The sequence below is a fragment of the Nocardia sp. NPDC059240 genome (assembly GCF_042753865.1).
In the GTDB taxonomy this organism is placed as follows: Bacteria; Actinomycetota; Actinomycetes; order Mycobacteriales; family Mycobacteriaceae; genus Nocardia.
In genome coordinates, this window is sequence record NZ_JBHZAC010000010.1 from 277,679 (window position 1) to 302,255 (window position 24,577).

General features: G+C 67.8%; 25 protein-coding genes. 7 read left to right on the top strand and 18 right to left on the bottom strand.

Annotation, left to right across the window (positions count from 1 at the left end; genetic code table 11):
• Positions 1-48 precede the first annotated feature (48 nt).
• Complete coding sequence (locus tag ACFXHA_RS33335) at positions 49-1,008, bottom strand: nitronate monooxygenase (RefSeq protein ID WP_379363196.1); 960 nt, start codon at positions 1,006-1,008, stop codon at positions 49-51.
• A gap of 59 nt (positions 1,009-1,067) precedes the next feature.
• Here ACFXHA_RS33335 and ACFXHA_RS33340 point away from each other — a divergent pair, with 59 nt between their 5' ends.
• Positions 1,068-2,156, top strand: a complete 1,089-nt coding sequence (locus ACFXHA_RS33340; RefSeq protein WP_379363198.1) for an ADP-ribosylglycohydrolase family protein — start codon at positions 1,068-1,070, stop codon at positions 2,154-2,156.
• A gap of 142 nt (positions 2,157-2,298) precedes the next feature.
• On the opposite strand, the gene ACFXHA_RS33345 is transcribed toward ACFXHA_RS33340, so the two are convergent.
• The 9 genes from ACFXHA_RS33345 to ACFXHA_RS33385 form a co-directional block, all read right to left on the bottom strand.
• A complete protein-coding gene (locus ACFXHA_RS33345) occupies positions 2,299-3,168 on the bottom strand; it encodes a PCRF domain-containing protein (RefSeq protein ID WP_379363461.1) in 870 nt (289 codons plus the stop codon).
• The gene (locus ACFXHA_RS33350) at positions 3,169-3,327 is read right to left on the bottom strand and encodes a hypothetical protein (RefSeq protein ID WP_379363200.1); all 159 of its coding nucleotides are present in this window, start codon (positions 3,325-3,327) and stop codon (positions 3,169-3,171) included. It abuts the gene before it with no gap.
• 103 nt (positions 3,328-3,430) lie between these two features.
• Entirely contained in the window at positions 3,431-3,802 is a 372-nt protein-coding gene (locus ACFXHA_RS33355) for a metal-sulfur cluster assembly factor (protein WP_379363201.1), read from the bottom strand.
• A gap of 2 nt (positions 3,803-3,804) precedes the next feature.
• Positions 3,805-4,278: a Fe-S cluster assembly sulfur transfer protein SufU gene (sufU, locus tag ACFXHA_RS33360; RefSeq protein WP_379363203.1), complete on the bottom strand. Its 474-nt coding sequence runs from the start codon at positions 4,276-4,278 to the stop codon at positions 3,805-3,807.
• 3 nt (positions 4,279-4,281) lie between these two features.
• Positions 4,282-5,535, bottom strand: coding sequence for a cysteine desulfurase (locus ACFXHA_RS33365; RefSeq protein WP_379363204.1), 1,254 nt, complete (start codon positions 5,533-5,535; stop codon positions 4,282-4,284).
• Positions 5,536-6,309: a Fe-S cluster assembly ATPase SufC gene (gene sufC / locus ACFXHA_RS33370; protein WP_379363206.1), complete on the bottom strand. Its 774-nt coding sequence runs from the start codon at positions 6,307-6,309 to the stop codon at positions 5,536-5,538. It lies immediately after the preceding gene.
• Positions 6,310-6,346: 37 nt separating this feature from the next.
• The gene (sufD, locus tag ACFXHA_RS33375) at positions 6,347-7,525 is read right to left on the bottom strand and encodes a Fe-S cluster assembly protein SufD (protein WP_379363208.1); all 1,179 of its coding nucleotides are present in this window, start codon (positions 7,523-7,525) and stop codon (positions 6,347-6,349) included.
• Positions 7,525-8,961: a Fe-S cluster assembly protein SufB gene (gene sufB, locus ACFXHA_RS33380; protein WP_379363210.1), complete on the bottom strand. Its 1,437-nt coding sequence runs from the start codon at positions 8,959-8,961 to the stop codon at positions 7,525-7,527. The genes sufD and sufB overlap by 1 nt, the downstream gene beginning before the upstream one ends.
• The gene (locus ACFXHA_RS33385; RefSeq protein ID WP_379363212.1) at positions 8,958-9,758 is read right to left on the bottom strand and encodes a helix-turn-helix transcriptional regulator; all 801 of its coding nucleotides are present in this window, start codon (positions 9,756-9,758) and stop codon (positions 8,958-8,960) included. The genes sufB and ACFXHA_RS33385 overlap by 4 nt, the downstream gene beginning before the upstream one ends.
• A gap of 149 nt (positions 9,759-9,907) precedes the next feature.
• On the opposite strand from ACFXHA_RS33385, the gene ACFXHA_RS33390 reads away from it, so the two are divergent.
• Positions 9,908-10,732 (top strand): NAD(P)H-binding protein, encoded by an 825-nt coding sequence (locus tag ACFXHA_RS33390; protein ID WP_379363214.1) that lies wholly within the window; start codon positions 9,908-9,910, stop codon positions 10,730-10,732.
• A 135-nt stretch (positions 10,733-10,867) separates the two neighbouring features.
• Entirely contained in the window at positions 10,868-11,875 is a 1,008-nt protein-coding gene (locus ACFXHA_RS33395; RefSeq protein ID WP_379363216.1) for an LLM class flavin-dependent oxidoreductase, read from the top strand.
• Here ACFXHA_RS33395 and ACFXHA_RS33400 read toward each other — a convergent pair.
• The 3 genes from ACFXHA_RS33400 to ACFXHA_RS33410 all read right to left on the bottom strand — a co-directional run bounded on the left by ACFXHA_RS33400 (position 11,781) and on the right by ACFXHA_RS33410 (position 15,141).
• Positions 11,781-13,088 (bottom strand): glycosyltransferase 87 family protein, encoded by a 1,308-nt coding sequence (locus ACFXHA_RS33400; RefSeq protein WP_379363218.1) that lies wholly within the window; start codon positions 13,086-13,088, stop codon positions 11,781-11,783. The two genes, ACFXHA_RS33395 and ACFXHA_RS33400, sit on opposite strands and share 95 nt — an antisense overlap.
• Positions 13,089-13,204: 116 nt before the next feature.
• Positions 13,205-13,774, bottom strand: a complete 570-nt coding sequence (locus tag ACFXHA_RS33405) for a peptide deformylase (RefSeq protein ID WP_379363220.1) — start codon at positions 13,772-13,774, stop codon at positions 13,205-13,207.
• Positions 13,775-13,821: 47 nt separating this feature from the next.
• On the bottom strand, positions 13,822-15,141 hold the full coding sequence (locus ACFXHA_RS33410) for a cryptochrome/photolyase family protein (protein WP_379363222.1): 1,320 nt from the start codon (positions 15,139-15,141) through the stop codon (positions 13,822-13,824).
• A 194-nt stretch (positions 15,142-15,335) separates the two neighbouring features.
• Between ACFXHA_RS33410 and ACFXHA_RS33415 the strand changes: the two genes are divergently transcribed.
• Positions 15,336-16,232 carry a sigma-70 family RNA polymerase sigma factor gene (locus tag ACFXHA_RS33415; protein ID WP_379363224.1) on the top strand — a complete coding sequence of 299 codons (897 nt, stop codon included), beginning with the start codon at positions 15,336-15,338 and terminating at the stop codon, positions 16,230-16,232.
• A 163-nt stretch (positions 16,233-16,395) separates the two neighbouring features.
• Here the strand turns inward: ACFXHA_RS33415 and ACFXHA_RS33420 are convergent, their stop codons facing one another.
• The 5 genes from ACFXHA_RS33420 to ACFXHA_RS33440 are packed head-to-tail and all read right to left on the bottom strand — an operon-like array spanning position 16,396 to position 20,990.
• Positions 16,396-17,415 (bottom strand): zinc-binding dehydrogenase, encoded by a 1,020-nt coding sequence (locus tag ACFXHA_RS33420; RefSeq protein ID WP_379363226.1) that lies wholly within the window; start codon positions 17,413-17,415, stop codon positions 16,396-16,398.
• A gap of 42 nt (positions 17,416-17,457) precedes the next feature.
• Positions 17,458-18,051 carry a TetR/AcrR family transcriptional regulator gene (locus ACFXHA_RS33425; protein WP_379363228.1) on the bottom strand — a complete coding sequence of 198 codons (594 nt, stop codon included), beginning with the start codon at positions 18,049-18,051 and terminating at the stop codon, positions 17,458-17,460.
• 59 nt (positions 18,052-18,110) lie between these two features.
• The gene (locus ACFXHA_RS33430; protein ID WP_379363230.1) at positions 18,111-18,506 is read right to left on the bottom strand and encodes a DUF302 domain-containing protein; all 396 of its coding nucleotides are present in this window, start codon (positions 18,504-18,506) and stop codon (positions 18,111-18,113) included.
• Between the two features lie 11 nt (positions 18,507-18,517).
• On the bottom strand, positions 18,518-18,787 hold the full coding sequence (locus tag ACFXHA_RS33435; RefSeq protein ID WP_379363232.1) for a metal-sensitive transcriptional regulator: 270 nt from the start codon (positions 18,785-18,787) through the stop codon (positions 18,518-18,520).
• A 49-nt stretch (positions 18,788-18,836) separates the two neighbouring features.
• Complete coding sequence (locus tag ACFXHA_RS33440; RefSeq protein WP_379363234.1) at positions 18,837-20,990, bottom strand: MMPL family transporter; 2,154 nt, start codon at positions 20,988-20,990, stop codon at positions 18,837-18,839.
• Positions 20,991-21,153: 163 nt separating this feature from the next.
• Between ACFXHA_RS33440 and mptB the strand changes: the two genes are divergently transcribed.
• Genes mptB through ACFXHA_RS33455 form a run of 3 tightly spaced genes read left to right on the top strand, consistent with a single transcriptional unit; the run spans position 21,154 to position 24,544 of the window.
• On the top strand, positions 21,154-22,836 hold the full coding sequence (gene mptB / locus ACFXHA_RS33445) for a polyprenol phosphomannose-dependent alpha 1,6 mannosyltransferase MptB (protein ID WP_379363236.1): 1,683 nt from the start codon (positions 21,154-21,156) through the stop codon (positions 22,834-22,836).
• Entirely contained in the window at positions 22,833-23,765 is a 933-nt protein-coding gene (locus ACFXHA_RS33450) for an ABC transporter ATP-binding protein (RefSeq protein ID WP_379363238.1), read from the top strand. Before mptB ends, ACFXHA_RS33450 begins: the two co-directional genes overlap by 4 nt.
• Positions 23,762-24,544, top strand: a complete 783-nt coding sequence (locus ACFXHA_RS33455) for an ABC transporter permease (RefSeq protein WP_379363240.1) — start codon at positions 23,762-23,764, stop codon at positions 24,542-24,544. The genes ACFXHA_RS33450 and ACFXHA_RS33455 overlap by 4 nt, the downstream gene beginning before the upstream one ends.
• Positions 24,545-24,577: the final 33 nt, after the last annotated feature.

Here is a 24,577-nt window from a genome sequence, read left to right on the forward strand (position 1 = left end):
CAGGCGGACAGCCTATCCCGGGCAATCACAGCCGCGCAGACCGGGCGCTCAGTCGGCGGGGACTGCCCGACGCAATGCCGCCTCGGCCTCGGCCGCGAGGGCCGCGACCAGATCGGCGGCCGGTTCCAGCGTGCCGATCAGATCGACTGCCTCGCTTGCCCAGACCGTCGCGGGCAGCTCGCCGGTCGCCACGGCCTGCGCGTAGGCGCGTTTGGCCTCGGTGTCGCGGGCGAGTTCGTCGTCGCGGCCCCGCCAGCGGTCCAGGATCGGATGCGACAGCGTGCGTGCGGTGTACTCCGCCGGCCAGGCCGAGTCGCGCACGATATCGAGCAGTGCGCTGCGTTCGGTGTTCTCCCCGCCGGATTCGACGATCGACTTGGCGGCGAAGGAATCCAGCGCCTCGAGACTGGCTTGGAATCGCGTCCCCAGCAGTGCACCCGACGCGCCGAGCGCCAGCACCGCCGCCAGTCCACGACCATCGGCGATCCCGCCGGCGGCCAGCACCGGAGTCGGCCCGACCCGATCGATCACCGCCGGCACGAAAGCCAGGGTGGAGCGTCCCTGGCGAGCACCGTGTCCGCCGCTCTCGGTGCCCTGCACCACGATCACATCGGCCCCCACCTCGACCGCCCGATCGACCTCGGCCATATCGGTCACCTGAACGATCAACCTGGCGCCCGCCGCCCGGATCACCTCGACATACGGCCGCGGATCTCCGAACGAGATCAACACCGCGTGCGGCCCGAACTCCAGCGCCCGCCGCACTGCGTCGACCTTCGCGCCCCAGGCCAGAAACCCTATACCCCAAGGCTTCTTGGTCCGCTCGCGGACAATCGCGAGCTCGCGCTCGACCCATTCCGGGTCGCCGCTGCCGCCCCCGACCAGCCCGAGGCCGCCGCCTTCCGATACGGCCGCCGCCAGCGCCCCACCGGCCGCCCCGCCCATCGGCGCGCAGGCGATGGGGTGCGTGATCCCGAACAGCTCCGTGAACTCGGTCCGCAATGCCATGGGACCCACGGTAGCGGCTCGAAAGGGAGCGTCGGGCGTGCACCGAATAGGGTGGTCGCGTGGAGGATCACGAGCGGCTGTTCGATCGGGTGCGGGGTGCGATGCTGGGCGGGGCGGTGGGCGACGCGTTGGGGTGGCCCATCGAGTTCCTGCGACTGAACGAGATTCGCGAGCGCTACGGGCCCGCGGGTGTGAGCGGGTATCTGCCGATGGGGGAAGCCGGGGCGGCGCAACAGATCACCGATGACACGCAGATGACCATGTTCACCGCCGAAGGGCTGCTGCGGTGTCCGCCGGGCGGCAACTACGCGCCGGTACTGCGGCGGGCGTATCTGCGGTGGCGGGATACCCAGTCACGGGATCAGCCGGGACCCGAGTCGGATGGATGGCTTGCGCAGCAACAGTTCCTGTACGCCATGCGCGCCCCGGGCAACGCGTGCATGACCGGGTTGCGGCGGCAGGCCGAAGAGTTCCTCCCCGCGCTGGAATTCGGTGAACCCGGGCCGGTGAACCCGAATTCGAAGGGGTGCGGGACCGTCATGCGGTCGGCGCCGTTCGGGCTGGCCGGATTCGGAGCCGACCGCGCCTTCCATACCGCGATGCACTGCGCACAGCTCACCCACGGCCACCCCACCGCGTATCTGTCGGCGGGCGCGTTCGCGATCCTCATCGACCATGTGGTGGCCGGACGGGAACTCCCGGACGCCTTGCAGGACACCATCTCTCGACTCGCCCCGATGCCCGCGAGCGCCGAAACCGTCACCGCCCTGGCCTCGGCCCTCACCACCATCCAGCTCGGCGACCCCACCCCTGAACGCCTGGAGCTCATGGGCCGAGGCTTCACCGCCGAAACCTGCCTGGCCATCGCCGTCTACTGCGCCCTGTACACCTACCGCACCGGCGACATCCGCGGCGGATTGCTGTTGGCGGTCAACCATTCCGGCGACTCCGACTCCACCGGCGCCGTCGCAGGCAACCTCATCGGCGCGGTCCACGGCCTCAACGCGCTCCCCATGGATTGGATCGCCACGGTCGAAGGCCGCGACGAACTATTCCGAATCGCCGACGACCTCGTCCTCAACTTCCACTACAACGACCGCACCACCCTCGAGGAGCGGTATCCGATCGACAGTGGGATCGTCAGCTGACCGCGAGCCGGTCGGTAAGCGTAGCTACGGACTCGCCGTAAATCCGGCAGTACGCCTCCAGCGCATAGGCGTAACGATGGCTCATCCCCCGCAACTTCGGGCTCCCCGCACAGCATCAGGACGTCAGCGCATCCGCCATCGGCTACTCGGGTGGCTCGGAGCCGGGCACCGGGGCACGCAACGCCTCGGCGAGGAGGGTCAGGTTGTCGGGGTCGAAGGGTGCGGACAGGACCAGGTCGAGTCGGTGGTCGGTGAGTTCATTGGCGATCAGGTTGTAGGTTCGGATGTGATCGGTCGGGCCGCGGCTGGGGACGCGGGCGAAGTATGTGGGTTCGGCGCGGCCCTCGGCGACGGCGGTCAGGCGGGCGACCAAGAGTTTCTGGGCACGTTTGACGTTTGCGGTTCGGCCGTAGGTGGGTGCGGTGTAGGCCTCGACGCCGGTGGGGAGGTGGGTCAGTAGGACGTCGGGCATCCTTCGGGCCAAGGGCAAGGGGCCGTAGTTGTACTGATGGAACACGACTTCGGAGTCGTCCGGCCAGAACCGTTCCCACCATGATGATTCCGGGTAGGCGAGGACTTCCGCATCCGCCACGACCGGACGCTCGGGCGGATCGGTGAACGGGAGCCACCGACCGCGATGCAATCCGGTTTCCTCGGCGAAGGCAGGCCAGGTGCCGCCGCGGGCGCTGATCGACAGGGTGGCAGAGCGGTATCCGAATGCCGGCGCGGGCACCGCCGTCAGCATCTCGGTGTGCCAGCCGCGGCTCTCCGCGTACCCGCGGTAGAGATTCACCAGGGCCTCGGCCATGGCGGCGGATCCCTCGGCCCTGCCGGGGGCACGCACCTCGAGCACCGTATCGTCCCGATGGTGCGGGTCACGGGTGAGCAGTTCCGCCAGCCGCGTCTCGAATTCCGTGACACGACAGCGCAATTCGGCGGCTTCGACGGCGAACGACGGATCTTCGGCCGCCAGTTCCTCGGCGGCGATCAGGTCGGCATGCGCGTCGCGCAGTCAGGTGTATGCGGCAGCGATCGGTTCGAGGTCGATCAGGCGCTCGTTGACGCGGCGGGACTCGGCCGGGTGCCGATAGACCGCCGGATCGGCCAGTTGTGTTGTCAGCTCACGGTATTCGGTGAGCAGATCGTGCAGTAGCGCGTCGTCGAGATCCATCGGGACCACCCCGTCCGGAACCGACTATGGCATACGACAACGGTGGGGACCGATCCATTTTCGGATCGGTCCCCACCGTCGAAAGGTGTTGCGGGGTATTTCGTCAGACCGTGAAGCCCAGCGCGCGGAGCTGTTCGCGGCCGTCGTCGGTGATCTTGTCCGGGCCCCACGGGGGCATCCAGACCCAGTTGATCTGGAGGTCCTCGGCCAGGCCGGAACGCACCAGGGCGTTGCGGGACTGGTCTTCGATGACGTCGGTCAGGGGGCAGGCCGGGGAGGTCAGGGTCATGTCGAGTTTGGCGATGCCGTCCTCGAACTTGAGGCCGTAGACCAGGCCGAGGTCGACGACATTGATGCCGAGTTCGGGGTCGACGACGTCGCGCATCGCCTCTTCCATGTCCTCGAGGTGCTGGATCTCCTCGGGGGTCAACTCGACCGGGGCCGCTTCGACGGCCTGCTGCTCGGATTCGCTCATCTCTACTCCCCGTTACCCATCGTCTTCTTGGCTTCTTCCGCCGAGGCTATCCGCACGACGGCGTCCTTGAACGCCATCCAGCCCAGCAGCGCGCACTTCACGCGGGCCGGGTATTTCGAGACGCCGACGAAGGCGACGCCGTCGCCGATCACGTCCTCGTCACCCTCGAGGGTGCCGCGCGAGGTGATCATCTCGTCGAACGCCTCGACCACCTTCAGCGCCTGCTGCAACGGCAGGCCGATGACCTGGTCGGCCAGCACCGAGGTGGAGGCCTGGCTGATCGAGCAGCCCTGGCCGTCATAGGACACGTCGGCCACATCACCGTTGTCGTTGATGTGTACGCGCAGCGTCACCTCGTCACCGCAGGTCGGGTTGACGTGGTGCACTTCCGCACCGAAGGGCTCGCGCAGCCCTCGGTGGTGCGGGTGCTTGTAGTGGTCCAGGATGACTTCCTGGTACATCTGCTCCATGCGCATGGTCTATGCAACTCCGAAGAAGCTCTGGGCCTTCCGCACCGCGGAAACCAGCTGATCGACCTCGTCGAGGGTGTTGTACACCGCGAACGAGGCGCGCGCGGTCGCGGCGACACCGAAGTACCGGTGCAGCGGCCACGCGCAGTGGTGGCCGACGCGGATGGCGACACCCTGATCGTCGAGGATCTGGCCGACATCGTGGGCGTGGATCCCGTCCACCACGAACGACACCGCGCCACCGCGATTCACGTTCTCGGTCGGTCCGACGATGCGCACACCGTCGATCGCGCCGAGACCGTCCAGGGCCGCGCCGACGAGCGAATGCTCGTGCGCCGCAACAGCGTCCATACCGATCTTGTTCAAATAATCGACGGCAGCACCCAATCCGATGGCCTGCGAGATCATCATCGAGCCCGCCTCGAACCGCTGCGGCGGTGCGGCGAAGGTCGAGTGATCCATGTAGACCGTCTCGATCATGGAGCCGCCGGTGATGAACGGCGGGGTGTCCTCGAGCAGCGCGCGGCGGCCGTACAGAACGCCGATCCCCGAGGGGCCCAGCATCTTGTGGCCGGAGAAGGCGGCGAAGTCGACGCCCAGCTCCTTGAAGTTCACCGGCATGTGCGGCACCGACTGGCAGGCGTCGAGCACCACGATCGCGCCGACTTCCTTGGCGCGGCGCACCAATTCGGCGACATCCGCGACCGCACCGGTCACATTCGACTGGTGGGTGAAGGCGACAACCTTGGTGGCCGAGGACAATTCGATCGAATCGAGATCGATGCGGCCGTCGTCGGTGATCCCGTACCACTTCAGGCGCGCACCGGTGCGGCGCGCGAGTTCCTGCCACGGAACGAGATTCGCGTGGTGTTCGAGCTCGGTGATGACGATCTCGTCGCCGGGCCCGACACGGTGCGGGAATCGGTCGTCGGAGAAGGCGTAGGCCACCAGGTTCAGCGACTCGGTCGCGTTCTTGGTGTACACGATCTCGTCCGCGCCGACGCCGACGAACGCCGCGATCGCCGCGCGCGCCGCCTCGTAAGCCTCATTGGCTTCCTCGGCGAGCTGGTGCGCGCTGCGATGCACGGCCGCGTTGTGTTCGAGCAGGAAGTTCCGCTCGGCGTCGAGCACCTGCAAAGGACGTTGCGACGTCGCACCGGAATCCAAGTACGCCAACGGTTTCCCGTCGCGCACCGTCCGGCTCAGGATCGGGAAGTCGGCCCTGATCCTGGCGAGGTCGAGAGTCCCCAGGGTGCTGGTCATTTAGGCTCCTACAGATGCGGAGGTGAAGCGCACGTAGCCATTCGAATCGAGTTCCTCGGCCAGTTCGGCGCCACCCTCGGCGACGATCTTGCCGTTGACGAACACGTGGACGAAGTCGGGCTGGATGTAGCGCAGGATGCGGGTGTAGTGGGTGATCAGCAGGATGCCGCCGTTCTCCCGCTCCTTGTAACGATTCACACCCTCGGAAACAATCCGCAGCGCATCGACATCGAGGCCCGAGTCGGTCTCGTCGAGAATGGCGATCTTCGGCTTGAGCAGGCCCAGCTGCAGGATCTCCTGGCGCTTCTTCTCACCGCCGGAGAAACCCTCGTTGACGGAGCGGTCGCCGAACGCGGAGTCGATCTCCAGCTCGCCCATCGCCTCCTTGACTTCCTTGACCCAGGTGCGCAGCTTGGGGGCCTCGCCGCGGATGGCGGTGGCGGCGGTGCGCAGGAAGTTGGAAACCGAGACACCCGGAACCTCGACCGGGTACTGCATGGCCAGGAACAGGCCCGCACGCGCGCGCTCGTCGACCGACATCTCCAGCACGTCCTCACCGTCGAGGGTGATGGTGCCGCTGGTGACGGTGTACTTCGGGTGGCCGGCGATGGCGTAGGACAGGGTCGACTTGCCGGAACCGTTGGGGCCCATGATCGCGTGGGTCTCACCCGACTTGATGGTCAGGTTCACGCCCTTGAGGATCTTGATGGGCTCGCCGGTCTCGTCCGGGTTGGCGACCTCGACGTGCAGGTCCTTGATTTCCAGGGTGGTCATCGGATTCGGATTCCTTTGCGGGATTGGGAAGTTGGTGTCAGACGCCGACAGCGGCGAGCTCGGCCTCGATGGCCGCCTCGAGCCGCTCCCGGATCTCGGGGACGGTGATCTTCTGCAGGATCTCGAAGAAGAAGCCACGCACGACGAGACGGCGGGCGACCTCCTCCGGAATGCCACGCGAGCGCAGGTAGAACAGCTGCTCGTCGTCGAAACGACCGGTGGCAGCAGCGTGCCCGGCCCCGACGATCTCGCCGGTCTCGATCTCCAGGTTCGGCACCGAGTCGGCGCGCGCGCCATCGGTGAGCACCAGGTTGCGGTTCACCTCGTAGGTGTCGGTGCCCTCCGCGGCAGCGCGGATCAGCACGTCGCCGACCCACACGGTGTGCGCGTCCGGCTTGCTGGAGTTCGGATCGCCCTGCAGCGCACCCTTGTACTGCACGTTCGACTTGCAGTTGGGCTGCGAGTGATCCACCAGCAGACGCTGCTCGAAGAACTGGCCGTCATCGGCGAAGTACACGCCCAGTAGTTCGGCGTCACCGCCGGGACCCGCGTAGCGGATATTGCCGATGAGCCGCACCAGATCGCCACCGAGGGTGACATTGGTGTGGCGCAGGTTGGCGTCGCGACCCAGCTTGGCGTGGTGCGCGGTGACGTGCACGGCGTCATCGGCCCAGTCCTGCACGGCGATCACGCTCAACGCGGCACTGTCACCGAGGATGAATTCCACGTTCTCGGCGTAGGTTCCGCTGCCACGCTGGTCGATGACCACGGTGGCACGCGCGAAATTGCCCAGGCGGATCTGCAGGTGCCCGTAAGCAACCTTGCCCTCGCCCGGACCGGTGATGGTGATCGTGACCGGCTCGGCCACTTCGGTTTCCGCGGCGACCGACACGACGGTCGCCTGCTCGAAACCGGAGTACGCCTGCGCGGCAACACGATCGGTGGGGGTGCCGCCCTCGCCGAGGCGAGAGTCGGTGCGCTCCACGGTTTCCGCGGTGACACCCGCGGGCGCGGTCACCTCGACGGTCGCCTGCCCGTCCCGCACGGCGGTGCCGTCGTGCAGTCCGTTCAGGCGACGCATCGGGGTGAAGCGCCACGCTTCGTCACGCCCGGAAGGGATTTCGAAGGCGTTCACATCGAAAGAAGCGAACACCTCACCCTTGTTGAGCGCAGGGGTACGAGCCTCAGCGGCCTCGGCAACGTTCTCGACGGCCATCAGCCGACGGCTCCTTCCATCTGAAGTTCGATCAGGCGGTTCAGCTCCAGGGCGTACTCCATCGGGAGCTCCTTGGCGATGGGCTCCACGAAGCCGCGCACCACCATCGCCATGGCCTCGTCCTCGGTCAGACCGCGGGACATGAGGTAGAACAGCTGGTCCGCGGACACCTTCGAGACCGTGGCCTCGTGACCCATGGTCACGTCGTCCTCGCGGATGTCGACGTAGGGGTAGGTGTCGGAGCGAGAGATGTTGTCCACCAACAGCGCATCGCACTTCACGGTCGACTTCGAGCCGTACGCACCCTTGTTCACCTGCACCAGGCCGCGGTAGGAGGCACGGCCACCGCCGCGCGCCACCGACTTGGAGATGATGTTCGAGGAGGTGTGCGGCGCCAGGTGCAGCATCTTCGCACCGGTGTCCTGGTGCTGGCCCTCACCGGCGAACGCGATGGAGAGCACCTCGCCCTTGGCGTGCTCACCGGTCATCCACACGGCCGGGTACTTCATGGTGACCTTGGAGCCGATATTGCCGTCGACCCATTCCATGGTCGCGCCCGCCTCGGCCTTGGCGCGCTTGGTCACCAGGTTGTAGACGTTGTTCGACCAGTTCTGGATCGTGGTGTAGCGGCAGCGGCCGCCCTTCTTCACGATGATCTCGACCACCGCGGAGTGCAGCGAATCCGAGGAGTAGATCGGCGCGGTGCAACCCTCGACGTAGTGGACGTAGGCGTCCTCGTCGACGATGATCAGCGTCCGCTCGAACTGACCCATGTTCTCGGTATTGATGCGGAAGTACGCCTGCAGCGGGATGTCCACGTGCACGCCCTTCGGCACGTAGATGAACGAACCACCCGACCAGGTCGCGGAATTCAGCGCGGAGAACTTGTTGTCACCCGACGGGATGACCGAGCCGAAGTACTGCTGGAACAGCTCCGGGTGCTCCTTGAGCGCCGTGTCGGTGTCCAGGAAGATGACGCCCTGCTTCTCGAGATCCTCACGGATCGAGTGGTAGACGACCTCGGACTCGTACTGTGCCGCGACACCCGAGACCAGCCGCTGCTTCTCCGCTTCCGGGATGCCCAGCTTGTCGTAGGTGTTCTTGATGTCCTCGGGCAGGTCGTCCCAGGTGGCCGCCTGCTTCTCCGAGGAGCGCACGAAGTACTTGATGTTGTCGAAGTCGATGCCCTCGAGGTTGGAGCCCCAGTTCGGCATGGGCTTCTTGTCGAAGATGCGCAGTGCCTTCAGGCGGAAGTCGAGCATCCATTCGGGCTCGCTCTTCTTGGCCGAGATGTCGCGAACGACCTCCTCGGACAGGCCGCGCTTGGCACTGGCACCGGCGACATCCTTGTCGGCCCAGCCGTACCCGTACTTACCCAGGGACGCGATGGTCTCTTCCTGGGTCAGCGGCTGCACCTGGTCGGTGGTCGTCGTCATTCGACACTCCTTCCGGAGTCGTGTGTAGAAGTCGTTGCGGGCTGTGCAACGGGCGGTACTACAAGGGGAACGTGGGTGGTGCAAGCACAGTCGCCGTTGGCGATGGTCGCCAAGCGCTGCACATGGGTCCCGAGAATCTCTCGGAAGGCTTCGAGCTCGGCCGCGCACAGCTCCGGGAATTCCTCGGCGACGTGCGAAACCGGGCAGTGATGCTGGCAGATCTGTACGCCCGCACCGACTTTCCGGGTCGAGGCCGCGAATCCGGCATCGGTGAACGCTTCCGCGATCTCCTCCGCCTTGGCCTCGGTCTCGGCCGGGGTGTGCCCGGCGAGCTCACCGACCCCGGCGACGATCGCCTGGACCCGCTTGCGGGCGAAATCGGTGATGGCCGCGTCGCCGCCGAGCTCCCGGATCTGCCGCATGGCGGCTCCGGCGAGGTCATCGTAGGCGTGCCCCAGCTTGCCGCGGCCGGTGGCCGTCAGCTGGAACTGCTTGGCGGGACGCCCGCGGCCCTTCTGCTGCCAGGACGCGGACCGGGTGGCCCGCGCTTCCCCGGATTCGATGAGCGCATCCAAGTGCCGACGCACTCCCGCCGGGCTCAGGCCGAGCCGCTCGCCGATGGCGGTCGCGGTGATCGGGCCCTCCTCCAGCAGCAGCTTGATGACGGCTTCCCGGGTGTGCCCCTCACCCGCCGGTCCGGACGCAGCAACGGACCGGGCACCCTCGCTCTGGTGCCCGGTCTGTTGCGCATTCCGCAAACCCACGGTTTTCACAACACAAGTGTGACGGAATTCCATTCCGCGATCCAGTAAGGGTTCCCTGACCTGATCTTCGCGACCTGGGGCGATGGCGGCGGGTGTGAGCTGGGCCACCATATATCTGGGACAATTCCGGAAATTACGCCAGTTCGGGGCGGGTTTCCGATGGAGTGAACAAGGTACTGGTAGTGGGTGCGACGGGAAACGTCGGACGACAGGTGGTGGCCCAACTGGTCGCGGCGGGCGTGCCGACCCGGGCGTTGGCCCGGGATCCGGAGACCACCGTATTTCCGCCGGGGGTCGAGGTCGCGGGCGGGGATCTGACCGCGCCGGAGTCGCTGGTGGCCGCGGCCGACGGGATCGACTCCGTGTTTCTGGTGTGGCCGTTCCACAGCACGGCAGCGGCCGCCGAGGTGGTGGCGGCGCTCGCGGCGCAGGGGCGGCGCGTGGTGTATCTGTCCTCGACGGCCGTGAATGACGCTGGGCCGCAGTCGGATCTGATTCCGTTGCTGCATGCCGAGATGGAGGCGTTGGTGACTGCGGCGACAACGCAGTGGGCGATATTGCGGGCCGATGCGCTCGCCTCCAATTCATTGAGCTTGGCGCGACAGGTTCGTGCGGGTGACGTGGTGCGCGGGACCGAGGTCGCCCCGAGCGCGGTGGTGCACGAGGGTGATGTCGCCGCGGTGGCGGTCCGGCTGCTGACCGAGGCGGGCCACGTCGGGCGGACCTATCTCGTAACCGGGCCGCGGGTCGTGGGGCGCGCTGAGCGGGTCGAGGCCATCGGTGCGGCATTGGGTCGTTCGCTGCGGTTCGAGACGCTGCCGGTCGAGGTGGCCCGGGAGATGATGACGGCGGCCGGGCTGCCGGCACCGCAGATCGAGTCGCTGGTGTCGATGACGGAATTGCGGCCGCGCTCGGATCTGATCACCGACACGGTTGCCGCGTTCACCGGGCGTCCAGCCCGCGATATCCGCGAGTGGTCGGTCGAGCACGTCGAGGATTTTCGATAGCCGGACGGTCGCCGAGGACGAGTGCTCGACCGGGTGGGGCATAAGTTCGACGCCGATCGAATTACACCTGGGGTGCGGGTGCCGCAGCGCCCGCCGCAGACCACGAGAGCCGATCCACGGAAAGCCGGTGTCAGCATGCCCGTCGCCCTGTCCCTTCTCGATCTCGCCGCGATCGCGCCCGGTCAGACCGCGCGCGACAGCTTCCACAACAGTGTCGCGCTGGCGCAGGCGGCGGAACGCAGTGGCTACGAGCGGGTTTGGTATGCCGAGCACCACAACATGGGGTCGATCGCGTCGAGTGCGACCAGCGTGTTGATCGGGTATGTGGCCGGGCATACCGAGTCGATTCGGCTGGGCTCGGGCGGGATCATGCTGCCCAATCATTCGCCGCTGGTGATCGCGGAGCAGTTCGGGACGCTGGAATCGCTGTATCCGGGGCGCATCGACCTGGGGCTGGGTCGCGCGCCGGGTAGCGATCAGGAGACCATGCGGGCGCTGCGGCGCAATCCGTCCTCGGCGGATACGTTCCCGCAGGATGTGCTCGAACTGCAGGGGTATCTGAGCGGGAATTCCCGGATTCCGGGGATCAAGGCGGTACCGCGGGCGGAAGGCATTGTGCCGCTCTACATTCTGGGGTCGTCGCTGTTCGGTGCGCAGCTGGCCGCGCATCTCGGGCTGCCGTATGCGTTCGCTTCGCACTTCGCGCCGGACTCGCTGCGGGACGCGGTGCGTGAGTATCGCGACCGGTTCCAGCCGTCGGAGCAGCTGGCCGAGCCGTATGTGATCGCGGGTGTGAATGTGTTCGCCGCCGAGGATCACGAGACGGCGGAGGCGCAGAAGGTCATTTCCTACCGGGCGCGGACGCGGGCGTTCATCAAGCGCGGGACGCAGGGGGTGGAGTTCTCCGATGAGGAGATCGACGCGTTCCTGACCTCACCGAACGGGCGTCACCTCGCGAAGATGACCACTTACACGGCGGTCGGTACCCCGGCCGAAGTCGTTGCGTACCTGGAGGATTTCGCCTCCGATATCCAGGCGGACGAACTCATCACCGCGCATCACGCCCAGCAGGTCGAGGATCGGGTGCGGTCGGTGGAGCTGACCGGTGCGGCGATGGCCGCGCGCGAATCCGTGCCGCGCTGACGGCCAGCGCTGCCAGGGTCAGCCAGACGTAGGCGTTGTGGACGATCAGGGCGGTGACTCCGCGGTTCCTGAGGTCCAGGAGGCCCTCGCTGGGCACACCCAACAGCAGCAGTAATCCGCCGGAGCAGAGAACGAAGACGACGAGCAACGCCACCGCGGCCACGAGTGAGCGGTGGCGGTTCACCAGGTGGGCGAGGTAGATCAGCAAGGGCGCCAGCCAGACCCAGTGGTGGACCCAGCTGAACGGCGACACCACGGTGCCGGTGAGACCGCACAGCACCACGGCGGGGAGTTCACGGCCGGATTCCGACAGGCGACGAGCGAGGTACAGGCAAGCCACTGTGATAGCGAGAACCGCTGCCGCCCACAATAATTGCCGATCAGAATCCCAGCCGAACGTGCGGGCCAGCAGGCCGCGCAGGGATTCGTTGTAGAAGGTCTCGGGTGCACCGATCCGGGAGGAATCGGCGAAGGTGCCGCCCCAGAAGGTCAGCGAATCCCGTGGCAGCATCGCCGATCCGATCGCCATGGTGGCGAGCAGGGCACCGGCCGCGGTGGCAGCGGCCCGGTATCGGCGGGTCACCAGCAGATACAGGATGAAGAAGGCCGGTGTCAGCTTGATGCCCGCCGCGATCCCGGTCGCAATGCCTTTGCCGCGTGCGGAATCCGGCAGGGCCGTATCGGCCAGGATCAGCAGCAGGAGCAGGATGTTGATCTGCCCGAAGGCCATGGTCGAGCGGATCGGCTCGCACAACAGCAGCAGTCCGGCGGCGGTCGGGCTCACGATCAGCATCCGACGGTCGCCCCGGTAGCCGAGGATCGACAGCGGCGCCCAGACCGAGCCGGTGAGCATCGCGAAGTTCGCCAGCCCGCCGAACCAGGTGAAGACCGTCCCGTGCATCAGCGTGAGGGGCACGAAAAGCAGTGCGGCGAACGGGGTGTAGACGAAATCCCAGCCGGTGCGCGCCTGCGGGTGCAGGGGCGTGTCGTACACCGGGATGCCGTGCAGCACCCGATCGGCGGCGATGCGGTAGGCGTCGAGATCTTCCAGGTGCAGCATCGCGCGCGGGTTCATCACCGCCTGCCCGAGCCATTGCAGTCCCGCGAGGGTCCCCACCACCACGACCAGCCACACCACGACCAAGGGGATCGAGCGTCGTTGTGACGCATCCCCGTTCGCGGCCGCCGCCTCGTCGATCACCGGCAACGGCATGACGCACCCCTCGAGCTCCGGGTTCCGGTTGCCCGCTCACCGTAGTGAGCGAACCTCCGGGGCGCGTGCCCCGAATTTTAGGCGCTTGCGTTTCACATATCGGGCCGGATGTGTGCTCAGCCGTGAAAGGGGTCGATGTCCTGGCCCGGGAGCCACGAGCGACCCGGTTCGGTCCAACCGTGCGCCTTGATCGCCTTCTTCGCCGCCCGCTGATTGCGTCCGATGAGCCGGTCCAGGTAGAGGTGGCCGCGCAGGTGATCGGTCTCGTGCTGCAGGCAGCGGGCCAGATAGCCGGTGCCTTCGACCGAGACGGGCTGATTGTGGATGTCGACACCCGACACCCGGGCCCAATCGGCGCGACCGGTCGGGAACCACTCCCCCGGCACCGAGAGGCAGCCTTCGGTGTTGTCGTCGGGGTCGGGCATCGTTTCGGGGATCTCGGAGGTCTCGAGGACCGGGTTGACGACGTAACCGCGTTGGCGGCCCGCACCATCGAGCAGGTCGTAGACGAAAACCGCACGCGGATCGCCGATCTGGTTGGCGGCCAGGCCCGCACCCCGCGCCGCGGTATTCGTCTCGAAGAGGTTCTCGACGAAACCGGCCAGCTCGGCATCGAATTCGGTGACGGGCACTGCCACTGCGTTCAGGCGCGGGTCACCACAGATCAAGATCGGTAGAACAGCCATGCACTATTTCTTCCAGAAGGCTGCCGGGAGATTGCCGCCGGGGTCGGTCACATGCCATTGAACTCGACCAGTGGCGCGGGATAGCCGGGGACGGGAGGGGTTGCGCGCCAAGGCTTGTGGATGCGGGCACCGGGCAGATGCGCGAGTTCGGGGAGGTGGCGGCGGACGTAGTCGCCGCCGGGGTCGAAGCGTTCGGCCTGGCGAATCGGGTTGAGGACCCGGTTGGGGCGGGTATCGGTGCCGGTGCCGGCCGCCCACTGCCAGTTCATCTGATTGTTGGCGATGTCGCCGTCGACCAGCCAGGTCAGGAAGTGGTCCGCGCCAACTCGCCAGTCCACGCCGAGGGATTTGGTGAGGAAACCCGCGGTCAGCAGGCGGGCGCGGCCGGGCATCCAGCCCTCGGTGCGCAGTTGCCGCATGGCCGCGTCGATGACCGGGTAGCCGGTGCGCCCGTCGCACCAGGCGGCGAAGGCCTGCGGGTCCGCGCGCGGTGCGGTGGGGGGTCGACGAAAGTCGGTGTGGGCCAGTTCCGGCCGGGCCGCGAGGATCTGGTGGTGGAAGTCGCGCCAGGCCAGTTGGCGGGCGAAGGCCGCGCCGCCCGGGGTCGACAGGTCGGTGCGGCGCAGCACCTCACCCGGCGAGAGGCAGCCGAAGTGCAGGTAGGGCGACAGCCCGGAGGTCGTGCCCGCCAGCACGTCGTTGTCGGTGTGGTAGGTCGCCACCGGGCCGGAGAGCCACTCGGACAACAGTTTCCGGCCGGTCCGCTCACCACCGACGGACAGGCCGGGCGGGACGGGCTCGGCGCACAGTTCGGCGTAGGCGGGCAGCGGTGCCGCCGTCACCTCCGGGCCGGTGAGCTGTCGCGGGCGGGCGGCCTCCGGTCGCAGGGGCGTCTCGAGCCAGCGGCGGAAATACGGTGTGAACACCGAGAAATGGCCACGACCGGTGGCGGGACGCAGCTCCGCCGGGTCGGCCACGGTCACCGACGCGGGATGCGCGATCAGGTGGCAGCGCGCCGCGCGCGCAACGGCTCGCAGTTCGGTCTCGCGAATCCGGCTGTAGCGGCTGACATCCGCGGCGATATGCACGGCGCACGCACCGGTTTCAGCGATCACCCGCGCGACTTCGGCGACGACGGCACCCCGCCGGATCACCAATGGCGTGCCCAGCTCGCGTAATTCGGCGTCCAGGTCGGCGAGCGCGGCGGTCAGGAAGCGAAGCCGGTTGGGCGCGATCGGGGTTCGTTCGATGATCCCCGGGTCCAGCACGAACAGCGGCACCACCGGCCCGCACGCGGCGGCTGCCGCGAGCATCGGGTTGTCGTGCACCCGTAGATCACGGGTGAACAGGGCAATCGTCACCGGCATGCGGGACTCGCTTTCGGAGGGGGATTGGGAGCGAACACGGGGTCGTCCCCAAGGGGTTCGCGACGATCACCCCATCGGTTTGCCGCCGACCACCAGTTCGGTCGCCGACCAGCACCGGACCACGCGCGCGGGAACGATTCGTGTGACGATGGTGTGAGTAGTCACGACACTGGGACGTTCGGCGGGCACGCACTATGTCTGACCACGACTCCGATTCCGCGACCCGACATTTCGAACGGCGGCGCGCATGGCTCACCGCCCTGGCCTTCCGCATGCTCGGGGCCTCCGGCGAGGCCGAGGATGCGGTGCAGGAGACCTGCCTGCGCCTGAGCCGCACGGACCCGCACAGCATTCGCAATCTGGACGGCTGGCTGACCACCGTGCTGTCGCGCCACTGCCTCGAGGTGCTGCGCGCCCGGCGGGCCCGGCCCGAACAACCGTTGGGAATCGTTGTGCCGGAACGACTTCCCTATACCCCGACCATCGGTGGTCCCGAAGAGCAGGCGATGCTCGGCGTGGACCTGGAACGCGCGGTGCTGGTGCTGCTACATCGACTGCACCCCGCCGAACGCGTCGCCTTCGTCCTGCACGACATGTTCGAGGTGCCGTTCTACGAGATCGCGGAGATCCTGCGCCGTTCACCCAATGCCGTAAGGCTGCTCGCCGGCCGAGCCCGGCACCGGATGATCGGTGAAACGGATGGCATTCAACCGGACACGTTGCGTGAGCAGCGGATCGTGCGGGTTTTCCTGGCCTCAGTCCTAGCCGGTGACCTCGACGCGGTGCTCACCCTGCTCGCCCCCGACATCGGGGTGTCGGCCGACGGCGTTGCCGCGACCGGACGCACCGGCGTCACGATCACCGGACCACACCAAGCCGCTCGACTGGCCATCGGATTCGCGGCCCGCGCGGAGTTCGCGGCCATGGTGCTCGTGGATGGACGCCCCGGCGTGTTGGTCGCCGCCGGCGACGAAGCACCCGCCGTCATGGCGTTCACCATCGACGGCGAGCGGATCACCCACATCGGGCTCCTCGCCGAGCCGGAAATTCTTGCGCGGCTCCCCCTCACCATCCCCGACTTCACCGAATAGGAGGCCCTGACCACTGGCGAGGCTGTCCGCCGACCTCTCCGCGTGACAAGAGGTGCAGTGCAGGATGAAGCGGCAGTGCCCGGCCAACGCAGGCAGGAACACACCTTGCCGCGGTGCGACAGGTTCAGCCCGAATGGCCGAATTCGCTCCCCGGCCGACGAATTCAGCGGGTGGCGACCAGTTTGACCGGGCTCTCGAGCAGGGCTTCGATGGAGTCGTCCCAGGCCACGGTGCGGGTGGTGACCAGGCTCGGGTCGAAGCGGCCGGTGGCGACCAGGTCGAGGATGGGCGGGATGGTCGGGCGGGCGTGGGCGCGGCCGGTGTGGAAAGTGCAACAGCGCGAATACATTTCGAGCATGGGCAGGGCGACATCCTGGGTTTGGACGCTGACGCTGGTGCAGTGACCGTCGTTGGCGGTGGCCCGGATGGCGGCGACCAGGGCCTTGGCGCCGCCCGCGGCCTCGACCGTCACCGGGAAGCGGCCGACGCGTTCGGTCGGCGTGCCCTCGATCGGGTCGGCACCGAGTTTCGCTGCGATGGCGAGCCTTTCGGGATCGGTGTCGAGGTAGACGGCCCGCGCCGAGCCGAGGGCGACCGCCAGGCCCGCCGCGTACAGGCCGATCGAGGCCGCGGCCGGGCCGCCCAGCACGAGCACCTCCGCGCCCGGGTCGGCCGCCAGGTGCGGGGCCACGGTCCGGTAGGCGTCGGCGATATTGTCGCTGGCGCTGGCGACGGTGGCGGGATCGACGCCGGCGGGGAGCGGTACCAGCATGGCGTCCGCGTGCGGGACCACGACCAGGTCCGACCAGAAGCCGCCCCACTCCAGACCACCCATCGGTCCGAGACCGTAGCTGGACATGAGGGGATGGCTGGTGCAGTTGCCGGTGCGGCCGCGCCGACAGGAATCGCAGGCGCCACAGGAGATTTGGAAGGGGACCACGACACGGTCGCCCGGGAGGACCGAGGTCACCTCGGCACCGACGGCGATCACCTCGGCCACGCCCTCGTGACCGAAGGCGTACGGGCCGGGCAGGGGAAACCGGCCCTGCAGGATGGCGGGATCGATATCACAGGTGGCCACGGCGATCGGGCGGACCAGTGCCTGGCCCGGGCCGTCGAGGGCGGGTTCGGCGGTGTCCTCCCAGTGCAGGGCGTTCGGTCCGTCGAGTACGAGTCGCTGCATCATCCGATCCTTGCTAGAACGTTCTTTCTAGTCAACCCCACCCTAGGGTGAATTCGCCTCGGCAGCAGCGGATTCCGCCAAGCTCAATCGGATCAGCCGGGCCATCGCCGCCGAGACCGTGTGCAGCGGCTCGTCGGTGCGGCGCACCCGGGCCAGGATGGTGGCGCCCTCGTAGGCCGCCACCAGGGTGGTGGCCAGCCCGCGCGCCTCCCCCGGCTCCATGCCCAGTTCGGTGAGCATCTCGGCGAAACCGTGTGCCATGGCGTCGAATGCCGCGACGCACGCCGCGCGCACCGAGTCGACATCGCTGCCGCCGTCGAGGGCGGGCGTGCCCACCGGACACCCATCCGTCCAGTCGGTCTCGGCCAGTTTGGTGGCCATGAAATCGAACAGGGTTGCGGCCGTACCGAACACATCCCCCGGGGCCTGCCGGATCATCCGACCCACCAGCACCCCCGTGCCGGTGATGGCCGAGACCGCGATCTCCTCCTTCCCGCCCGGAAAGTGGTGGTAGATCGACCCATACGGCAGCCCGGCCGCCTCGCTCAGCTTCTTCAGCCCGAATCCGTGATAGCCGTGCCGGGCGAGTAGCCCGGCCGCGGCGACCTCGATTCGCCGTTTCGAATCGGACACCATTCATCCAGAGTATGAGCGGGGTCCGACAGCGGCAGCGCGAATGGTGTTCGCGCAGTGGATCAACCGAGCGTCGCGAGGGCCGCGCGCAGCTTGGCGGCGGCCGAATCGGCGACGGTTTTCAGCGCAGGATCGCCCGCGACCTGCACCATCAGCTCGGGATTCATCGCCTCCACCAGGACGGTGCCCGCCTGCGAAGGATCGCTGCGCACCACGACATTGCACGGCAGCAGCAGCCCGATCCGCCGGTCCACGCCGAGCGCGGCGTGCGCCAGCGGCGGATTGCAGGCACCCAGGATGAGGTAGTCCTCCATGTCCGCGTCCAGCTTCGTCTTCATGGTCGCGGTCACGTCGATCTCGGTGAGCACCCCGAAACCCTGCTCGGACAGGGCTTTCCGGGTGCGCGCCACCGCGTCGGCGAAATCGGTGCGCAGGGTGGTGGACAGGGCCATGGTCATGGCATTCCTTTCTAGGCCAGGGCCAGGAAGAGCTTCTCGAGCTCCTCCACGGTCATGGGTTCGGAGTTCTCGGGCTGCTCGCCACTGAGGCAGTCGCGCAGACCGGTGGCGACGATCTTGAACCCGGCCCGGTCGATCGCCCGCGAGACCGCGGCCAGCTGGGTGACGACGTCCTTGCAGTCACGTCCCTGCTCGATCATGGAGATGACCCCGGCCAGCTGACCGTGCGCGCGGCGCAAGCGGTTGAGGACCTGCGCTACGGCCTCTTCATTGCCGATCATGGTGGATTCCTTCCCTGGTCGATGATCTCACTATACCCCTGGGGGTATATCAGTGGGCGAAGGTGATGTCCGGCAGCACCTTGCGCAGCCAGCGCGGCGACCACCAGGCGGCGTGCCCGGTCAGGCGCAGCAGCACCGGCAGCAGGATCAGGCGGATCAGCACGGCGTCCAGCAGGACGGCCACGCCGAGGATGATGCCCATCTCCTTGGGCGGCAGCGGGTCGGCCAGGGCGAAGGTGAAGAACACGGCCACCATGACCGCCGCGGCGGCCGCGATCACCCGGCCCGAGTGGGCGAGGCCGTCGATGTGCGCGACGGCCGGGTCGCCCGAGCGCTCGTAGTGTTCCTTCGCGGTGGCCAGCAGGAAGACCGTGTAGTCCATGGCGATCGCGAAGATCATGGCGAAGAAGAACACCGGCCCCCAGCCGTCCAGGAAGCCCTGCGGGGTGAAGCCGAGCAGGCTCGCGCCGTGGCCGTCCTGGAAGATCAGCTTGGCGACGCCGAACGCGGCCGCGGTGGACAGCAGGCTGACGCCCGCGCCGAGCAGGGCGATGAGTGGAGCGCGCAGGGCCACGAGTAGCAACAGGAAACCGAGCACCAGGATGATGCCGACGACCAAGGGCAGGTAGTCGTTCAACGCCTGTTGCAGGTCCAGATTCTCGGCGACGGCGCCGCCGACGAGGACGCCGGCGGGGAGCGCGGCACGCAAGGTGTGCACGATGTCGCCCATGGCGGGATCGGACGGATCGACCGCGGGGGTCGCCTGGATCATGACCAGGTCGCTGCCGTCGGCGGCGGACTGCGGCGGCGAGACCATCGCGATTCGACTGTCCGAGGCCGCAATTCGCACGGCATCCTGCGCCTGCGCGGCCGGGGCCACGATCTGGAGTGTGCCCGGCGCACCGAGCCCGAACTCACGCTGGACCAGTTCGTACCCCTGACGCACGGCGGCATCGGCGGGCACCACCTGGATCGACGGCATGGCGACTTTGAGCCCGGTGATGGGTGCGGCAAGCCCGACAAGGATCAGCAGCGAACCGATGGCAAACGGCCACGGGTGCCGATGCAGCAGCTTTCCCCAGGCCGCGAACACCGGTGAACGATGCTGCTGGCGAGCCGCATACGGCAGTGAACCCTTGTTCACCCGCTTCCCGAGCGCGCCGAGGACCGCGGGCAGCAGGGTCAACGTCGCCAGCAGGACGAAGGCGACCGCGAACATGATGCCGACGGCCATGGTCCGGACCGCGGGTGCGGGGACCACCAGGACCGCGGACAGACTGACCAGCACGGTCAGACCCGACAGCAGTACCGCCTTGCCGGCCGTGGCCATGGTGACCGCAACCGCCTGACGTGGCGCGGTGTCACCGCGAATGGCGTCGCGGAAGCGGGAGACCAGGAACAGCGCGTAGTCGATGCCCAGCGCCAGGGCGAACATCATCGCGAAGTTCATGGCCCAGACCGAGATCGGCGTGAGGTGGTTCAGCAACACCAGTCCGCCCGCCGAGGCGATGAGACCGGTCAGCGTCAGCAGCAATGGCAGTCCGGCGGCGACCAGTGAGCCGAAGGCCAGCACCATGATCGCCAGCGTGACCGGCCAGGAGAACATCTCGGCCTGCATCATGGCCTCGTGGTTGGCCTTGTTGAAGTCGCTCCACAGCGCTGACGCCCCGGTCGGATAGACCTGGAAGCCATCGGTTCCGAGGGCCTGCAGTTTCGGGCCGTTATCGGTCACCGCCGCCACCATGTCGTCGGTGCTCGCGTTCGCGCCTGCCAGCACGATGCCGGTGTGGCCGTCGCGGCTGATCGATTGCCCCGGCGTGGGCGCGACGATCGCCCCGAATCGGCTGTCGCCCCGCAGGATTGCGCCAATATCGGTGACCAGGCGCTGGGCGGCGGGGCTGTCCATGGTCGCGGTGTCGGAGTGGATCACCACCTGCACCGCCGCCGCGGAGTTCCCGCCGAAGTGCTGTTGTGCGAGCTCACGCACCCGCACGGATTCGGAGCCGTCGGCCTGCCAGCCCGCGCCCGCGAGGGAGTTGAACACGGCCGGCGCGGCCGCACCCAGGGCGACCGACAGGATCAGCCAGAAACCGAACACCCAGCGGGCGTGATCGGCCATGAGGGCGCCGAGCCGACCCAACAGGCCCGCGGGTGCGGCCGTGATCGCAGCGGCGTCGGCGACGCCGACTGTGGTACTTCGCATCTGAATTCCTTCCATACCCCCCGGGGTATCTGAAGCCTATACCCCTGGGGGTATCAAGAACCATGTGGAATGCCTCACGGCAACCACCGGGCACACCGGCGAACCCGCGCTACGGCCATGCGATCGGCGTCGCGACCCGGCCGCCGGACTAGGCTGCGCAGCTGTGGCGGTAGTGGAAGGCGCACGGCGCAGAGTCATCGAAATAGGACGCCGGGCCCTGGGCCTGGACGTCCCAGCCGCCGATCACACCGTCGCCGTGCTGCACAGCATCGATCACGACGTGCCGGGACTGGACCGGCGAGAAACCCTGCAGCTGATGCGAATCCGGCTGCTGGGCGCGACCGGGGCCGTCATCATGGCGATCGCGGCGCTGGGCGTGGGCGCGCAACCGGTGCACCAGAATCCGACCTCCGGACTGCGGGTGCTCGGATTCTTCGCGCGCGCGGGCACTTCGACGCTGGCCATGTGCCTGATCGGGACCGTGCTGGTGGTGATGGCCTGGCTGCTGCTGGGGCGCTTCGCCATCGGCGGCTGGGGCGGCAATCCCCGCCACCGGCTCACCCGCTCACAGATGGATCGCACGCTGCTGCTGTGGATCATTCCGCTCAGCGTCGCGCCGCCCATGTTCAGCAATGACGTGTATTCGTATCTGGCACAGAGCGAGATCTCCGCGCGCGGGCTGGACCCGTACAAGGTCGGGCCGGTCGAGGGACTCGGGCTCGACAATGTGCTGACCAACAACGTGCCCAATATCTGGCGGCTGACCCCCGCGCCCTACGGGCCGCTGTTCCTGTGGATGGGACGCGGGATCTCCTCGGTCGCGGGCGACAACATCATCGCCGGAGTGTGGCTGCACCGGCTGCTCGCGCTGGCGGGCGTCGCCTTGATCGTGTGGGCACTGCCGCGGTTGTCGCGGCGCTGCGGTGTCGCGCCGGTGAGCGCGCTGTGGCTGGGGGCGGCCAATCCGCTGGTGCTGTTCCACCTGGTCGGCGGCGTGCACAATGACGCGATCATGCTCGGGCTGATGATGGCCGGTGTCGAGTTCTGCATGCGGGCGCTCGACGATATCCATCCCTTCGATCGAAAAGCGTGGGCGCTGCTGGTCTTCGGGGCGGTGGTGATCACGCTGTCCTCCTCGATCAAGATCATTTCGCTGGTCTCGCTGGGATTCGTCGGCATGGCCCTGGCCAGAAGGCTGGGCGGACGATTACGGGACGTCCTGATAGCCGGGGCCGTGCTCGTCGGCATCGCCGTGGTCGTCACCCTGCTCATCAGCGGGGCCAGCGGCCTCGGATTCGGGTGGATGAACACGCTCGGCGCGGCCACCTCGGTCCGCAGCTACCTGTCGCTGCCCACCGCGATCGGGATCATCACCGGATTCGGCGGCGTACTGCTCGGATTGGGCGATCACACCACCGCGCTGCTCGACATCACCCGGCCCATCGCGGAACTGGTCGCCGCGTTCATCACCGTGCGCATGCTCATCGCCACCTGGACCGGACGCTTGAATCCGATCGGCGCGCTGGGGGTTTCACTCGGCGCGATCGTGCTGTTCTTCCCGGTGGTGCAGCCCTGGTATCTGCTGTGGGCGATCGTGCCGCTCGCCGCCTGGGCCAACCGGCCGGCCTTCCGGGTTCCGGCGGTGGTGCTGTCCGTCGTGGTGAGCATGATCGTGATGCCGCGCGGTGCGGACTTCTACGTTTTCCAGATCGTCGAATCCGCCATCGCCACCGTGATCGTCGGTCTGACGCTCATCTTCCTGACCCGAAATGTGCTGCCGTGGCGCAATCAGCCGGGGGTGTCGGCTCCGTCACAGCGACCCACGCCCTACGGTGTCTCATCGTGACCGCAGCCTCCGGACCCGCCGTACGCGTCGACGGCGTCGTGAAACGCTACGGCGAGACCACCGCGGTCGACGGCATCAGCTTCGATATCGAACGCGCGCAGGTATTGGCGCTGCTCGGGCCCAACGGCGCGGGCAAGACCACCACCACCGAGATGTGCGAGGGCTTCGTGACCCCCGACGCCGGGAGCGTGCGGGTGCTGGGCCTGGACCCGATCGCCGACTCCGACCAGCTGCGGCCGCGCATCGGCGTGATGTTGCAGGGCGGCGGCGCGTACCCCGGCTCCAAGGCCGGGGAGATGCTGGATCTCGTCGCCTCCTACTCCGCCAACCCCCTCGACCCGACCTGGCTGCTGGACACGCTCGGGCTCAAAGACGCTCGGCGCACGCCCTATCGGCGACTCTCCGGCGGGCAGCAGCAGCGCCTGGCCTTGGCCTGCGCGCTGGTCGGCCGGCCCGAGATCGTGTTCCTCGACGAGCCGACCGCCGGATTGGACGCGCAGGCACGGCATCTGGTGTGGGAGCTCATCGACGCGCTGCGCCGCGACGGGGTCAGCGTGCTGCTCACCACCCACATGATGGACGAGGCCGAACAGCTCGCCGACCAGCTGGTCATCATCGACCACGGCCGGGTGGTCGCCCAAGGCACACCCGCCGAAGTCACCTCACACGGGGCCGAGGGGCGGCTGGCGTTCACCGCGCCACCCAAACTCGACCTCTCCCTGCTGGAAGCCGCACTGCCGGAAGGGTTCACGCCGCGCGAGACCGCGCCCGGCTCCTACCTGCTGCAAGGCGACATCACCCCGCAGGTGCTGGCCACCATGACCGCCTGGTGCGCGCGAATCGACGTGCTGCCCACCGACATTCGCATCGACCAGCGCCGACTGGAAGACGTGTTCCTGGAACTGACCGGACGGGAGTTGCGCGGGTGACCGAGACCGTGAACCGATTCGCGGCGGGCACCTTCTCCCCCGCCCCGCAGCCGACCACACGCGCGAAGATGCTGGCGGCGCAGACCCGCATGGAACTGATCCTGTTGCTGCGCAACGGGGAACAGCTGCTGCTGACCATGTTCATTCCGATCACGCTGCTGATCGGGTTGACGCTGCTGCCGATGAGCGGGCTCGGCGAGCATCGGGTGAACCGGGTGGTGCCGGCGGTGATGATGGTGGCGATCATGTCAACCGCGTTCACCGGGCAGGCCATCGCGGTCGGGTTCGATCGGCGCTACGGGGCGTTGAAGCGGCTGGGGGCGACGCCACTTCCGCGCTGGGGCATTGTCGCGGGCAAGTGCTCGGCGGTGCTGATCGTGGTGGTGCTGCAGTCGATTCTGCTGGGGGCCATCGGGTTCGCGCTGGGCTGGCGGCCCTCGCTGAGCGGGTTGCTGCTGGGCGCTGTCGTGATCGCGCTGGGGACGGCGACCTTCGCGGCGCTGGGCCTGCTGCTGGGCGGGACGCTCAAGGCCGAAGTGGTGCTGGCTCTGGCGAACATCCTGTGGTTCGTCATGCTCGGGACCGCGAGCCTGGTGTTCATGTCCGATGATCTGCCGCACGCGGTGAGCCTGATCGCGCGGATCATTCCGTCCGGGGCGCTGTCGGAATGCCTGGAACAGGCGATGCGCACCAGCGTCGACTGGTACGGCCTGGCGGTGCTCGCCGGATGGGGTGGGCTGGCCGGATGGCTGGCCACCCGCTTCTTCAAATTCGACTGACCTCGAGAGAAGCTCGACCGACCTCGAAAGGTC